General features: G+C 53.8%; 15 protein-coding genes. 3 read left to right on the top strand and 12 right to left on the bottom strand.

The features are described 5' to 3' along the window. Positions 1-599: 599 nt before the first annotated feature. From ACJY2L_RS05895 to ACJY2L_RS05885, 3 genes are all read right to left on the bottom strand, one after another. Complete coding sequence (locus tag ACJY2L_RS05895) at positions 600-941, bottom strand: DMT family transporter (RefSeq protein WP_439213194.1); 342 nt, start codon at positions 939-941, stop codon at positions 600-602. Between the two features lie 92 nt (positions 942-1,033). Then, a complete protein-coding gene (locus tag ACJY2L_RS05890; RefSeq protein WP_439213193.1) occupies positions 1,034-2,200 on the bottom strand; it encodes a sensor histidine kinase in 1,167 nt (388 codons plus the stop codon). After that, positions 2,197-2,892 carry a response regulator gene (locus ACJY2L_RS05885; protein ID WP_439213192.1) on the bottom strand — a complete coding sequence of 232 codons (696 nt, stop codon included), beginning with the start codon at positions 2,890-2,892 and terminating at the stop codon, positions 2,197-2,199. Before ACJY2L_RS05885 ends, ACJY2L_RS05890 begins: the two co-directional genes overlap by 4 nt. 359 nt (positions 2,893-3,251) lie before the next feature. Here ACJY2L_RS05885 and ACJY2L_RS05880 point away from each other — a divergent pair, with 359 nt between their 5' ends. Then, on the top strand, positions 3,252-3,455 hold the full coding sequence (locus tag ACJY2L_RS05880) for a hypothetical protein (protein WP_067436818.1): 204 nt from the start codon (positions 3,252-3,254) through the stop codon (positions 3,453-3,455). A gap of 138 nt (positions 3,456-3,593) precedes the next feature. Here the strand turns inward: ACJY2L_RS05880 and ACJY2L_RS05875 are convergent, their stop codons facing one another. The 4 genes from ACJY2L_RS05875 to ACJY2L_RS05860 all read right to left on the bottom strand — a co-directional run bounded on the left by ACJY2L_RS05875 (position 3,594) and on the right by ACJY2L_RS05860 (position 5,150). Beyond that, on the bottom strand, positions 3,594-3,842 hold the full coding sequence (locus ACJY2L_RS05875; protein ID WP_067436821.1) for a biofilm development regulator YmgB/AriR family protein: 249 nt from the start codon (positions 3,840-3,842) through the stop codon (positions 3,594-3,596). 51 nt (positions 3,843-3,893) lie between these two features. Then, the gene (locus ACJY2L_RS05870; protein ID WP_439213191.1) at positions 3,894-4,187 is read right to left on the bottom strand and encodes a hypothetical protein; all 294 of its coding nucleotides are present in this window, start codon (positions 4,185-4,187) and stop codon (positions 3,894-3,896) included. 191 nt (positions 4,188-4,378) lie between these two features. Continuing rightward, complete coding sequence (gene ycgZ, locus ACJY2L_RS05865) at positions 4,379-4,624, bottom strand: regulatory protein YcgZ (RefSeq protein ID WP_067436827.1); 246 nt, start codon at positions 4,622-4,624, stop codon at positions 4,379-4,381. 247 nt (positions 4,625-4,871) lie between these two features. Then, on the bottom strand, positions 4,872-5,150 hold the full coding sequence (locus ACJY2L_RS05860) for a hypothetical protein (RefSeq protein ID WP_187488071.1): 279 nt from the start codon (positions 5,148-5,150) through the stop codon (positions 4,872-4,874). 651 nt (positions 5,151-5,801) lie between these two features. Here ACJY2L_RS05860 and ACJY2L_RS05855 point away from each other — a divergent pair. Then, entirely contained in the window at positions 5,802-7,442 is a 1,641-nt protein-coding gene (locus ACJY2L_RS05855; RefSeq protein WP_439213190.1) for a methyl-accepting chemotaxis protein, read from the top strand. A gap of 129 nt (positions 7,443-7,571) precedes the next feature. Here ACJY2L_RS05855 and ACJY2L_RS05850 read toward each other — a convergent pair whose 3' ends face one another. From ACJY2L_RS05850 to ACJY2L_RS05830, 5 genes are all read right to left on the bottom strand, one after another. Next, positions 7,572-8,450, bottom strand: a complete 879-nt coding sequence (locus ACJY2L_RS05850) for a hypothetical protein (RefSeq protein WP_439213189.1) — start codon at positions 8,448-8,450, stop codon at positions 7,572-7,574. A 130-nt stretch (positions 8,451-8,580) separates the two neighbouring features. After that, positions 8,581-10,266, bottom strand: coding sequence for a methyl-accepting chemotaxis protein (locus ACJY2L_RS05845; protein ID WP_439213188.1), 1,686 nt, complete (start codon positions 10,264-10,266; stop codon positions 8,581-8,583). 264 nt (positions 10,267-10,530) lie between these two features. Next, the gene (locus ACJY2L_RS05840; protein ID WP_439213187.1) at positions 10,531-11,118 is read right to left on the bottom strand and encodes a hypothetical protein; all 588 of its coding nucleotides are present in this window, start codon (positions 11,116-11,118) and stop codon (positions 10,531-10,533) included. 161 nt (positions 11,119-11,279) lie between these two features. Beyond that, positions 11,280-11,873, bottom strand: a complete 594-nt coding sequence (locus ACJY2L_RS05835) for a LysE family translocator (RefSeq protein ID WP_439213186.1) — start codon at positions 11,871-11,873, stop codon at positions 11,280-11,282. Between the two features lie 90 nt (positions 11,874-11,963). Beyond that, on the bottom strand, positions 11,964-12,653 hold the full coding sequence (locus ACJY2L_RS05830) for a B3/B4 domain-containing protein (RefSeq protein ID WP_439213185.1): 690 nt from the start codon (positions 12,651-12,653) through the stop codon (positions 11,964-11,966). A gap of 43 nt (positions 12,654-12,696) precedes the next feature. Between ACJY2L_RS05830 and ACJY2L_RS05825 the strand changes: the two genes are divergently transcribed. Then, positions 12,697-13,299, top strand: a complete 603-nt coding sequence (locus ACJY2L_RS05825) for a helix-turn-helix domain-containing protein (RefSeq protein WP_439213184.1) — start codon at positions 12,697-12,699, stop codon at positions 13,297-13,299. Positions 13,300-13,485: the final 186 nt, after the last annotated feature.

Below are 13,485 nucleotides of genomic sequence, written 5' to 3'. Positions count from 1 at the left end.
CCCTCGCGATATAAACTATTTGATGCGTTGCCTTACTTTCGTTGCGATACTCAGAAAACAAAACCTTATCGCAAGCAATTGTAGTTGAAACATGGCGTTACATCATCGCGTTGTTGTCCCCAGGTTGCGATTGGTGAATCACACTACGTGGCCTTAACACTGATCGACAGAGGGTGAAGCTGTTCCTCAATTATCGATATCCCATACAACAATGTTACGTGGCCTTTATCGCAAAGTATTTCTGAAACAAACTTCTGATACACTTTCTGCTTACCCGGCAACAAACTTTCCGCTGCCGTTGAGTACCAATCTAAGCTTTTTTTTCGCGGTGTCAACACTGTTTTTAAACGCATGTTTTTATTGCCAGTAGTGATATAAAACGCTGCGCTTTTCCTGTGCTTCGTTTCACAGCAAAATAATCTTTTTCACCCGCAACGCTTTATTTTCCGCCGGACAATTTCACGGTTCAATTGTCAAAAAAATCTGAAGTTAGCAAGCTATCAACGCGGTCGTTGTATGGCCTCGCCAGCACGGGCAACGCAGCGGCTGTGGGCGGCTGCGTTGCATCACTCAAAGTTAAAGCCAAAGAGTGACGTTGCTTAATGTGCGCTCATTTTTGAAAAGCCATTGACGATAATTACGCCTATCACTATTAGGGCGATACCAATAAGCGCCGCAGTGTCAGGATGCTGTTTGAAAATCACAATGCTGACTACCGTGGTGAGAATAATGCCCAGGCCACCCCAGGAAGCGTAAGCGATGGCCAGCGGCACGGCGCGCAAAGCCTGAGCAAGCAGATAAATAGAGAGCGAATAACAGACGGCAGCGCCCAGCGAGGGCAGAAGCTTAGTGAAGTGGGCCGATTTGCCCAGCAGCGTCGTGCCAATCACTTCAACGATAATGGCAACCAGCAGTGCCAGATAAGATAGCCAAACGGGCATATTGCGTTCTCCTTACGTAAACCCAGGGCGGTAATTATAGAGAGGCTGAGAGAATTGCTCGCTTTTATTGCACCGCTGATTGACGGCTCACGCTATAAAGGCAACGTCAGCGCAATCTTCATGCCGCCGTCGGCAGGTAAGCTGGCTGATACTTCACCGCCGTGCGCAACCACAATGGCTCTGGCGATGGATAATCCCAGCCCGCTTCCGCCAGAGTGCCGTGCCCGTGAAGATTCCGCGCGAGTGAAGCGATCAAAGAGGATGGGCAGAAATTGCGGATCGACGCCGGATCCGTAATCGCGGAACAGGATGCTCACCTGCGTCGCGTGCTGGGTGACTGTGATGGTCAGGCTCTTGCCTTCTGGTGCGTAACGCAGCGCATTCTCCATTAAAATAGTAAACACCTGGCCCAGCCGAAACGCATCGCCCGAACAGCGTGCGTGATGCTTTGCCTCTATTACTATCGCCATACCTGCCGCTTCCGCCTGCGGTGCCAGCCACGCTGCGCGTTCTCGCAGCAGTTCAACCACCTGAATTCTGCTGCGCTCAAGGCTGAGCTGTCCGGCATCCGCCAGCGACAGCAGATGTAATTCGTCTGTCAGGCGACTCAGCTGGCGAAGCTGCTTCATGACCATGCTCAACTGCTGCGGATCGGGATCAAATACGCCATCGATCATGCCCTGCAAGCGGCCAATGGCCGCGGTCAAAGGTGAACGAAGCTCATGTGCCATCGCAACGTGCGAAGCCCGCAGTTCACGCTCATAGCGCGCCAGCTGCTGCGTCATCAAATTAAAATCTTCGGTAAACTGCACCAGCTCCTGTGGCGCATTTTCTACCAGATCGGCGGTTGTGCCGAACTGACCCTCGGCAACCGCACGCGCCGCTGTTGCCAGTCTGCTGAACTGGGCAGAGAGCGGGCGCGCAACGCGCAAGCCAATCATCACAATAAAAGGAATCGCCATGATCACCAGCACGCCCACCGTCAGCCAGTCATTGGAGGCGATGGACGGATCGGAATAGTAGATGCCCCACCAGTTATCAATAATTTGGTGATAACGCGCAAGGTCAAGCGCAGGATGCTGGCGTAACTGGGCAAACTCCTCGCGCAGTGCCGGCGGCATATGCAGATAGACCCACAGATTCTTCAGGGCAAATCTCAGCCACATACAGATGGCAATCAGCATTACGCTGCCCAGCGCCAGCGCGATCACGCGCATGCAGATCCAGCGCCATAAAGAAGAGTGCGGAGCGCGATTCATGGCTGACGAAACCGATAACCCACGCCGCGCACCGCAGGCAGGATGTCGTGCAGGCCGGCTGCTTCCAGTTTTCGCCGCAGGTTGTAGACGTGTGTATCGACGACACGCTCCAGCGCGTCGCTTTCGGGCAGGCAATTTTCCAGCAGGAACTGGCGGGTAAAGGGACGCACCGGTGAACGCATCAGCGTCACCAGAATGGAAAATTCGGTTGGCGTGAGTTCCAGGCGATAGGGCAGTCCATCGGTTTGATTAATCACTGCTGTCAGCGCGTCAGCATCGACCTCAAGCGCCGCCCAACGCAGTTTCTCCGGCAGTGCCGCGCCCGAAAAACTTCTGCGCAACACTGCCTGCACGCGTGCTACCACTTCACCGGGATCGTAAGGTTTAACGACATAGTCGTCGGCGCCATAGCGCAGCGCACCAATTCTGTCCGGCGCATCGCCCATGGCGGTAACCATGATCACCGGCGTATCGCCTCGGCGTCGCAGCGCGGTTAGGACCTCGGTGCCACTCATGCCGGGCAGCATAATATCCAGCAGGATAAGATCGGGCTCCCAGCGGCGAGCCGTTTCCAGACCGCTAAGACCATCGCCAGCAATAGTGACATCATAGTTTTCTCGCTTTAGATAGGCCTTGAGCACATCAGCAGCGTCGGCATCATCTTCAATAATCAGTACTCGCTTGGTCTGCATGCGGTGTCACCTGGCTGTAAACGATTATTCACTGGCTAAGGGCAAGCCCGGCGTGTAAGACTTGCCTGAGAGGCATGATAATAACCGTAAAACCGCTGTTTCACATGGCCGGATTAAGGCATTGTGTTAAATCGTTGCGGCGAGGCGTTAGCATGAGCGCAAGCATTAGAGAAAAGTCCATTATATCCCGCCAGAGCTGGGAAGAGCGGTCATGACGTTGGGCTGGTAGAGGCAGTTTATTCATCAGCCGCAGGACCGAATCCACCCACTTTGTGCCCGCGTCAGTCGCCCGGCTGTCACTTTAAGTGGCAAAATGGTAAGCTGTATGGATACCCAGGCGGTATGTAGGGAGAACTAATTTGAGTTACAGAAAAACCAATATTCCGGAAGAGATACAGGCGGCGGTAGGTTATGCCGTTTCACTGCTCCTCGAAGCCGGCAAACCCATACACATGCATGAGATCACCGCGCTGTTGCAACAGCATGCGGAGCAGGCTTCCGATGAGTCGCTTAAAAACCATCTTCTGCACGCCATTCGTCTGATTGCAGACAAAATGAACTGAGTCGCCACGGCCGCTACTTCGCTATTCCCTCTTTTTTAATTTTTTCTGATATGCAATAGCATTACCGGACACGCAGCGCTTTGCTGGTGACACGGCGTGTCATTATTTTTTTAGACAGGATGAACAGGGAAGGGCAGATCAGATGCCGGGGTCATCCGGCGTTTGGCCAACCACCAGCGCCAGCGTCTGGCTCAGGATTGCCTGTTGAGCAGGCAAGGTAGCGGTTTCCAGTTGCGCAATCAGACGCTGAATTAACACCTTGTTCGACAACACTTCTTTGCTGGCCACCATCGCTCTGATCATCATGCCCAGTGCTTCAGTAGCGCTGCTATAGAGGATCACGGCAGCCAAATCGTTTCTCTCGTTCTCCGGCAACTCTCGGTACATCAGCGTATCCTCGTCGAGTTGCCAAAGCGATTATAATCAATCGCTGCGGGATTAATGTTTTTTAGTGTCGTCGGGTGGACCGTCATTGGTAAAAATGTGCTGCGCATTTTCACCGTCACAAACCTGAAGAGTGGTACGGTCGCGGGCGATATCAAGGCTGCTGCGCACCTCAGCGATGGCCCGTTCACAGGCGAGTTGCCGCATGTCGTTCTTCTCATTAGCCGCAAGTTGTTGCAGGCGTTCAATCACCGCCGTGGCAGAGATCGCATCGCCGCCTTGCAGCAGGGTGAGCACCGCTTCACCCATCATAATGTCGGTTAGTTTATCGTCGTCACGTCTCTTCATAGTGGTTTCTCTGGGTCAGTAGCTTGCCCGGAACATCGCGAGTAAAGCGCTATTCTAGCGACGACCAAGTTATGAGCCAAGTCAGTCAGAAAAATTATGCCTTTGAATTCGTGCTAAAAGTCACTGCGAAAGCGGCTAAAACAACAAAAAGGGGACAGGTGTCAAACCAACGTGGGCTTCAGTGGAAAGACTCAGGCGTTGTTTTTAAACAGCAGACGAACCAATTCCTGATAGTGCTGCTCTTCTTCCACGCTCACCGCCGCTTCCATACGACAAAGCAGCCGGGTACACAAAGTTTTACGGTTAAGGATTTTACCCGAGCGCAGAATTTCAACGACTACCTGACCCAACGTTTCCTGCTGGGAAGGCAGAGAGGCGCTGCTGAAATAACGGGCAATATCGCTGTTAGGTAATGTGCTGTATCCGTCCTGACGCATGAGGATGTTCCTTTGCCTGGTGAAAACTGTAGCCTGATAGCTGCCTGATAGCTGGTGGCAAAGTTATACAACTCTGCTTACGTTGTACAGATTTTTCCATCTTTGACGGGGCGGGTTTGTGGCAAAAAGTGCGATATGGGTTAAGCAAGAGTAAAAATGAGAGGAATGTTAACGGAGGATATTCGCTATATGCATAAAAGGCAGGATCGAAACTGCCCGCATCAGCGGGCAGTAACATCAGAGCAGATTACTCGTCGCTCTGCATGGCGAGGCCAAAACTGGCGCTGATTTTGTCATCAAGCCAGCCAGCGCGCTCCGGTGAACGGCTGCTGAGGCAGCGATATCCTGCCAACCAACGACGTGTTTCGTGCATCTGCATTAACACATCATCATCAGACTCATTTTCCGCCATTAACTTTAATTCGGCCAACAACGAACTCACGGTGACATCTTGTCTGCCGAAGATCAGGTGCATCGCTGCCTGGCCAATGAGCCTGTTGCCTTTTTCTTCATCAGAAATATACATGCCAACCTCCAACGTTTTTTGCGGAAATAATTTTGTCCTGCATCTTTATTATATAAAAAATATTGATAATTTCAGGACTATTTTCATTACTTTTGGCTATCAAACTGAATGGCGAATAATTTATTAAGCAGATTGCTAGCATAACTTGTTAATAAACTACGTTTTTTTATCACAACCCACGACTACGAGGATAAACCCCGGCCTTAAGGCAAATTTTACGCTTCGATTGAAACATTAAGCAACATTTCAGGTAAAAACAGGCGATGTTTTTGCTCATCGGAATAATGCATTTCCGATATACCTTAAGATAATTGAAATTGGCGCAGCTGATAAACAAGAACGGTCTCAAATCCGGTTAAGCGTTTGCGTAATCTCTTTTATCCGCTCTCAGACAACTTCGATTTAGATTTAAACATGTTACGTGTTCATGTAATTTAACTTTAGAAAATCGCTTCTGGCCATTGATGATTACCAAATCACTGCACTCTTTTTTGGTACCTCATTTCAGTAAATTTACCGGTTGATCACAAATCCGCTAAACCTTACTCATTAAAAGGTTACTTTTGATAAACCTCTCAGGCTTGCTGCCGATAACCTCTGTGAATCATTGCCTTCCTTAGCAGGCAATAAAGTTAAACTTCAGGGGTTTACATGAATATTACACAACGTCTGTTAATGACGTTTGGGCTGTTATTTGCTGGTCTGATTACTCAGGCTATTCTCGCCATGACTCTGATCTCTGGCTTCCAGGACCGCTTTGAGTATGTTCAGTCCAATACGTTGCCTTCTATAAAGACATTGGGTGAACTGACCGATCAAAGCAATCAGCTTGCTCTGACGCTTTACAAGCATCAGGGCCAGAGCAACAACGCGAAGTTGCCAGCGCTTGAAGATATTATTCATCAACAGCTTGCCGCGCTGACATCATTAACCACCCACTATATGGAGAACGATATTTCCAGCGCAGGCGATAAACAGCTGACCATAGCCGCAATGGAAAACATCCAGGCGGTCGAGCAGCGTCTGCCCGCGTTTTTTGCCGCTTCGCGAGCGCATCAGAACGATCAAAGCATGCTCCTGCTCGAGCAAGAAAACGGCATTGGTGATGCGATTCGTCAGCTGGTGGCCGGATATAAAAAACAGTTGGCGTTGAACATTGTGATTGGCGATGAGCTGCGCGCCACTAACCATCGTACCTTTACCACCGTGCTGTGGGGCACCATTGCTGGCGTGGTTGCTACCGTGGTGATTTTTGCGCTGTTTGCCGGTTTAACCGTGATGCGCATTCGCAAAAGTCTGCAGGATATTGGCGCAATCATGGCCTTCTCCAGCGCTAACCTTGATCTCACCGTCAGTGCTGATGAAAGCCGTAATGATGAAATTGGCACCATGGCGCGCGCCTATAATGGCCTGATTCAGCGGGTTTCCGCCGCACTGGGATCGGTCAGCAGCACGGCACTGTCGGTCAGCAGCGCGTCGGCGCAAATTGCTGCCGGTAATGAAGATCTCTCATCTCGCACTGAGCAGCAGGCAGCATCCCTTGAGCAAACCGCCGCCAGCATGACGCAACTGAGTGAAACTGTACGCCAGACCGCGGACAATACCCAGCAGGCGAGCCAGCTGGCTGGTAGCGCGAATCATCTGTCAGAAAAAAGTGCCGCCTCACTGGACACCATGCTGGTGACAATGAGCAATATTCAGAACAGTTCACGGCGCGTGGCCGACATCGTAACGCTGATTGAAGGTATCGCTTTCCAGACCAATATTTTGGCACTCAACGCTGCGGTAGAAGCAGCGCGTGCGGGCGAACACGGTAAAGGTTTTGCCGTGGTGGCAGGCGAAGTGCGTAATCTGTCACAACGTTCCACCACCGCCGCGCGCGAAATTAAAACCCTGATTGATGAGTCGTGGCAGCTTACGCAAACCGGTGCCAGCCAGGCCACGGAAGTCGGACAGAATATGTCGGCGATGAAAGCGGCAATTCAGCAGGTCAGCGATCTGGTCAACGACATCGCGGTAGCGGCCACTGAGCAGAGCAAAGGCATTGCCCAGGTGCATCAGGCAGTGGATCAGATGGATAACGTGACACAGCAGAACGCCTCGCTGGTTGAGGAAGCGTCGGCGGCTTCTCAGTCTCTGCAGGAGCAGGCAGCGGCGCTGACGCAGATGGTGGCTGAGTTCCGCATCGGGCAGGATCGCAGCCCCGCGCCTGCGGCGAAGCTGATTCGACCTACGGCCCGAAGCGCAGCGCCAGCGGTTTCGATCAACGGCGCCAACTGGCAAACCTTCTGATTTGCATTGCGTTGCCCGGCTGGCGAGTGGTTCGCTCCGGGCACGCTTCTCTCACGGTAAAATTGTTAACCTGTAAAAAAGCCGCTGAGGTGATCAGCGGCTTTTTATTTTCCCTGCTTGTTGCCGGGCTCAGCTCAGCGACTGGGTAAACGCCTGCCACTGATTTCGATAAACCTCGAGTTGTGCCAATGCTGCCTTGATCGATTCCTGGGCCTGATCCGGGTGCGGCGTAGCGTTGATCACCTTAGTGAAAGTGTGAAAAACGTCGTCCATATTGTCGGCATGCTGCGTAGCATCGCGCATGATATTCAGTTCTTTTTGCGGTCGTGCGTTGCCCTGATGCAGTTCATCAAGATAACGCTGCGCATCGGCAATATAAGCCGCCGTGCCATGTTGCTGCGCAGTTTCCAGCGTGCCCTGAGCCAGTTGTAAATGCACTGCTTCGCGGAACGCGATCTTACTACCGATCAACGCATCTACGTATCCGCTCGCCTGTTGTTGCCGATCGGCCGGAATATATTTCTCTACCAGCTTGTACAACTTTGCCTCGGTTAAGGAGAGCGACATCGCCTCGGCGGTATCTGAACTGTCATAACGATTGAGACCGACCACGCCGTCACGCAATACCTGATGCATGGCGGTACTGAAGTCGTCGAGTGTTTTCTGGCTGTTGCCGTCGGTCATAAACAGTAGGCTGTTCAGGGCAGTGGCGTCGTCAGCGGTGTAAGGATCGTTATAAAGAGGCGAGCCAAGATCGGGCAACGCCTGCGGCTGTAATAGCGCCAGCCGGTTAATCTGCGTGGCGAGCGTGGCCTGTTTTGCCTCGCTGGTGGTTGGCGAGCCGCTGTCGTGAGTTTCCTGCTGGAGGCGGCTCAGCGCTTCAGCTGAAAGCATTACGCTGCTACTGGCAGCCACGGATTTGCCGGTGATCTCATCCACACCGACGCTGCCTGCGGTGTTCCGCACGGTGAAATCCACTACTGATGATGTTCCTTGTTCGATACGCATTATCTCTCCTGTTAATGAAAAGACGCGCGCCGGTTTAGAGGGCAGCGCGTCAACTATTACAACAAATCGATTTTGCAGTGCTGCCACAATCCTCGCGGCAGCCGCGGTTATTCGTAAAAATAACGCTAACTCAGAAAGAGACCCATTCATCCGCTGAGGCGCCGGCGGTTTTCGGCTTCAGCGCGCGGGTAGGGGCTTTCAGCGATGAGGGCGCGGGACGGGCGAACTCTTCCGCAATACGGAAACGGCTGATGGTCGAGGTCAGCGCATGCACCTGCTCTTCCAGTAAACCGGTTGCCACTGCAGAAGCCTGCACCAGCGTGGCGTTTTGTTGGGTTACGCCATCCATCTCGCTCACAGCAATATGCACCTGCGAAATGCCCTGCATCTGTTCGCCCGAGGCCAGCGCGATCTCATCCATGGCATCCGCCAGTTCGCCGACCAAATCCACCACGCTAATGATGCTGGTTGCGGTGCTGTCGGTGACCGCAACGCCTTCCGCCACCAGGGTGGAGGTTTCGGCCATCACTTCTTTAATCTCACGTGCCGCCACGGCGCTGCGCTGCGCAAGGTTGCGTACTTCACCGGCAACCACCGCAAAGCCACGGCCTTGTTCACCGGCGCGAGCTGCTTCCACCGCCGCGTTCAGTGCCAGGATATTGGTCTGGAAGGCGATGCCTTCAATCACGCTGGTGATATCACGGACTTTCGCCGCGCTGACCGAAATACCGGCCATGGTTTGGGTCATTTTGCCGACGCTTTCACCGCCGTTGCGCGCGCGCGTTGCCGCTTCACGTGCAGAACCGGCGGTCATCGCAGCGCCTGCGGCATTGCTTTTCACCGTGGCGGTGAGTTCTTCCATGCTGGCGGCAGTTTGCTGCAGCGCAGCGGCCTGCTGTTCGGTACGCGAAGAGAGTTCGGTATTGCCACGCGCAATATCCTCTGATGCCGTAGCAACAGAAGAGGCGGTCTCTTTAACGCTGGCGACCAGTTCACGCAGACGTGACTGCATCACGGCCAACGACGCGAGCAGGCTGGAGTTGTCGCCCTGACGCAGAGAGACCGGAGAGGTTAAATTGCCGTCGGCAATGGCCGCCGCCAGTGCCTGCGCCTGCGCCGGTTCACCGCCCAGTTGCTGACGCAGCTTGCGAGTAATCAGCCAGCTCATCAGTCCGCCAACCACCACCGAAAAGGCGGTCAGAATAAACAGCGTGGAGAACACGCCCGAAAGGCTTGAGGTGGACGCTTTAGCCGTAGCGGCGGTTACGCGTGCCTGATAAGAAACCATGCCATCAACCGCGGCACGATACGCCTCCTGTGCAGGCGTCAGCTCGGCAGCGATAAACTGGCGCATGCCTGCCGCATCGCCATTTTGGCCCTTCAGCAGCTGTTGGGATTTGGTGACAAAAAGCGGCTGCGCCTGTTCAATGTTACCCAGCAGATCGGATGCCTCTTCCACTTCTTTCAGGTTGATGCCGGGAATCGATTTCGCGCCGTCAACCAGCGTACGAAAGTGCGCAACGATCTCATCGCTGGCTTTTTGACGTGCCTGAAACGCGGTGCTGACATTTTGCAGTGAACCAGCATCGCCTCCACTGGCAACGGCCAGCAGCAGAGTGGTTTGTTGCGTGACGTTGTCCTGAATCGAACGCAGGATTTGCAGATCGCCCAGTCGGGCATCGGTAAGTTTTTGCTGATCGTTAGCGCTGCTGAGTTTGATGCTGGCAAACAGCGTGACGAACACGCCGCACAGAATGACGCAAAGAAACGCCATACCGAGCATAACGCCCACCTTCATTTTATGCGTTTTGATCATGTTCCGGGCCCTGGTAATAAAAACTAAAATAAACGGCTCGGGTAACTACGTACTACGCCGGCAGTCATGAATGTCTGCCTGATCTATCGGCAGAATGCGCATGGCACTTGAAAATTAAAAATCACGCGACGGCGAATGATCGGGCGAAAAATAGTGATACAGGCGCAGTTGATCGCATCTTCTGCCGGGCAGCCTTGTTTTCACAGGAAAAGATCGTGGGTCCGGGCACGGAAGCTGCCCGGGTAAAAGAACGTAAAGGATGACTCAGTTGACGATGTCGCGTTGCGGGCCGCACAGCATGACCGGTTCACCAGCGGCGAGGCTGGCGCAAAAACGCCGGAAGTGAGCCTGAGTTATGCCCGCGCCGCACCACAGAAGATGATGCGCATACTTTTTGAGTAATACGGCGTGTTCAATCTCTGGATCGGACGACGTCTCAACACAAAATCCCTCCCCGCTCAGGCGAAGGCTTTCCAGCCAGATTTCCGTTTCATCACGTACGCTAACCGCCTCCAGAAACAGCGGTGTCAGACCCTGGCGCTGCGTTGTGCGTTGCGTAACTTCGGCATGGCGGCGAACGCAGGCGTCAAAACGACTCAGGCGGCGAGACGCGCCCCGCCGTGTATCGTGCTGCAGCCAGCAATTAAGGGGCACCAGTAAATGGTTAACCCGATCGCCAACGCGGTAGGTGGTACTCAGCTGGCGTATATGGGGGCAAAGCGCGCGCTCGCTGCCAAACGCCAGCTGCCACAGCAAATTTCCCCGGTGCGCTGGCCAGCCGGACGTGAGCAGCGGCATGAAATCCAGTCGTGCCGCCAGCAGTTGCGGCAGCGTTGTGCCGCTGTCAGCCATCAGGGATAGCCAGGGAATAATCGCTCTCCCTTTTATGACAGCACAATTGATCGGCACAGCGAGTGGGTGACGCAAAGCGGCAGGGTAACAAGGCGAAACGGGTATTTCTGTGCCTAAGGTGGCGTAAGAGAGTACATATTGAGCAGGGTTTTACGCATTGCTCAGCCTTTAAGACTGAACAGCGCGAACAGAATCAGCACGCCGCCGCCGAGCGTGTTAATGATGCATTTGAGTTTTTGCAGATTGACCAATCGGGCCGAACCCATCAGCAACGCGCTGATGGTTAACAGCCACAGCGTCATGATGAGAATATGCAGCGATGCGAGGCTGAGATAGGTGCTGAGCGTGCCCGCTTTTCCGGCAAACTGCGGCACCACTGTTAAATAAAACATCACCGCTTTTGGATTCAGAATATTGGCCAGCCACGCCGCTTTACAGCTGACTATCGCCTGGGCTGGCACCGCTGCGGGTTGCCAGGCGCTGCGCACAAGCTGAACGCCAAGCCACAACAACCAGATACAGCCAGCTATTTTCAGGGCACCAAACCAGGCGGGTGAGGTGAGCAACAGTGAAGAAATACCCAGCCCAATCAACAGGGCATGGCTGTAAATGCCCAGCGCCGTTCCGCACAGCGTGTTGAACAATCCGCGCATGCCGCCCGCCAGGGCACTGTTGATTGCCAGCGTGAAGCTGGCGCCGGGTGACAGCGCCACCGGCAAAATGGCGATAAGAAAGCCCGAATAATTTCCGTCCACGTTGGCGCATCCTGTTGGCTAAGCTGGCCGAAAGTATAGGCGGTCAGCCAGTCTGTTTGCTACAACCGTGCGCCGCAAACAGCAACGTTGTTATGGCAGGCTGATTAACTGCGAGCTAATTTTTGCGCCAGGCATTATGCGCTGCAGGCCATCTATCAGCGCATCGCCCGCCTGCTGCAACGCATCCAGCGGCATCTCCGGCAGGCTTTCAAGGATAAACCACATTTGCTGATTTTCTGCGCTGAGGCGCGTACGTACGCCCTGGCGCCAGTTCCAGCGACGGCAGGTCACGCCGATATCATCGCGCCAGATCACTTCCCCCGGTTCCGGGGATTCGTTGCCGGGTTCCCCTGCTTTTACGGTGTCAAACGGCTCTGTTCCGCTGGCGATGGTCAACTGTGGCATGCCGACATAGGCAGCAAAATTCTCGCCGCCAACCGGCACGGCGTAACGAATGCTGATGGCATTGTAGAGATCAACCACAGGATCGATGCCCGCCATGCTGCCATCACGCAATACGCGTTTGCGCAAGGCGTCTGCCGAGCAGGGCGTACGTTTTGGTTTTGCGCCGAAACGCGTAAATACCGCGTTCCAGGCGGCAAGGTGTGCGTCGGCCCACGGCACGTCATGCTCGAGCATCGCTTTACAGGCTCCTTGCAGCGCGTCGCTGGCTACCTGCGGATGCAGTAACGGCGCGGCTTCCACGGTAATACTCAGCGCACGAAAGCCGGGGGCCAGCGCAGCGATCTCGGGCGCAATTGACGGAGAAACAGAAAGCATTGGATAATCCTGTAATGACTAATTTATTTCATAGTAGCGACCGATGACCAATAAAGTCAATATAACGACCGATGGCGGCGCTGATGTGGCGCGCGTCAGTAACGCCTTATCGCTGACCATTAAAAGTTGGCGCAAGAGTAAAAAGCTGTCGCTGGATGAGCTGTCGCGGCGGGCAGGCATCAGCAAAGGAATGCTGGTGGAAGTGGAGAAAGGCACGGCCAATCCCAGTATCGCCATTCTGTGTAAACTCGCCGCCGCGCTGGGGTTGTCGGTGGCAGAGCTGGTTAATGTCACCCACGCACCCGCCGCGTTTTTGATCGACAGCGACGATATGCCAGTTTTGTGGCGTGGCGAACAGGGCGGCTCCGCGCAGCTGCTGGCGGGAACCCGCGGACCGGACATGATTGAGCTGTGGCGCTGGACGATGTTTCCCGGCGAGATATTCACCTCTGCCGGTCATCCTGAAGGCACCGCTGAACTGCTGCACGTCGAGCAGGGCGAACTGACCCTGAAGGTGGCGGACACCGAACTTTGCGTGGTTCAGGGGGCGTCAGCAGTGGCGCGCACCGATGCGGCCCACAAGTATGCTAACGACGGTAACCACATGCTGATCTTCACTATGTGCGTAGCCGAACGGCATGGTTAAATGACGGAATAGTGTAAAACAGGCACTTGTTGCCCGGTTCACCGATCGTATTTGTGTGTTAAATAACACGCAAAATAATTAAGGCGGAAATCACCATTCCGCTTTAATGGCTATTTCCTCCAGCAATGAAAATACTCTTCCGCTAATTTCTTCCGCGCATCTGCCATTTAATTTCATCCAAAGTCT

The sequence above is a fragment of the Duffyella sp. Ts4 genome, from assembly GCF_051851875.1.
Taxonomy (GTDB): Bacteria; Pseudomonadota; Gammaproteobacteria; order Enterobacterales; family Enterobacteriaceae; genus Duffyella; species Duffyella gerundensis.
This window is presented reverse-complemented; position numbering and strand designations above follow the sequence as displayed.

What these genes read in the sequence shown, in the direction of transcription:
- ACJY2L_RS05850 (WP_439213189.1), bottom strand. Translation starts at nt 8,450, where the DNA reads ATGCGTATCGAACAAGGAACATCATCAGTAGTGGATTTCACCGTGCGG.
- ACJY2L_RS05895 (WP_439213194.1), bottom strand. Translation starts at nt 941, where the DNA reads ATGCCCGTTTGGCTATCTTATCTGGCACTGCTGGTTGCCATTATCGTT.
- ACJY2L_RS05855 (WP_439213190.1), top strand. Translation starts at nt 5,802, where the DNA reads ATGAATATTACACAACGTCTGTTAATGACGTTTGGGCTGTTATTTGCT.
- ACJY2L_RS05885 (WP_439213192.1), bottom strand. Translation starts at nt 2,892, where the DNA reads ATGCAGACCAAGCGAGTACTGATTATTGAAGATGATGCCGACGCTGCT.
- ACJY2L_RS05860 (WP_187488071.1), bottom strand. Translation starts at nt 5,150, where the DNA reads ATGTATATTTCTGATGAAGAAAAAGGCAACAGGCTCATTGGCCAGGCA.
- ACJY2L_RS05840 (WP_439213187.1), bottom strand. Translation starts at nt 11,118, where the DNA reads ATGGCTGACAGCGGCACAACGCTGCCGCAACTGCTGGCGGCACGACTG.
- ACJY2L_RS05825 (WP_439213184.1), top strand. Translation starts at nt 12,697, where the DNA reads ATGACCAATAAAGTCAATATAACGACCGATGGCGGCGCTGATGTGGCG.
- ycgZ (WP_067436827.1), bottom strand. Translation starts at nt 4,624, where the DNA reads ATGCGTCAGGACGGATACAGCACATTACCTAACAGCGATATTGCCCGT.
- ACJY2L_RS05875 (WP_067436821.1), bottom strand. Translation starts at nt 3,842, where the DNA reads ATGTACCGAGAGTTGCCGGAGAACGAGAGAAACGATTTGGCTGCCGTG.
- ACJY2L_RS05830 (WP_439213185.1), bottom strand. Translation starts at nt 12,653, where the DNA reads ATGCTTTCTGTTTCTCCGTCAATTGCGCCCGAGATCGCTGCGCTGGCC.
- ACJY2L_RS05890 (WP_439213193.1), bottom strand. Translation starts at nt 2,200, where the DNA reads ATGAATCGCGCTCCGCACTCTTCTTTATGGCGCTGGATCTGCATGCGC.
- ACJY2L_RS05845 (WP_439213188.1), bottom strand. Translation starts at nt 10,266, where the DNA reads ATGATCAAAACGCATAAAATGAAGGTGGGCGTTATGCTCGGTATGGCG.
- ACJY2L_RS05870 (WP_439213191.1), bottom strand. Translation starts at nt 4,187, where the DNA reads ATGAAGAGACGTGACGACGATAAACTAACCGACATTATGATGGGTGAA.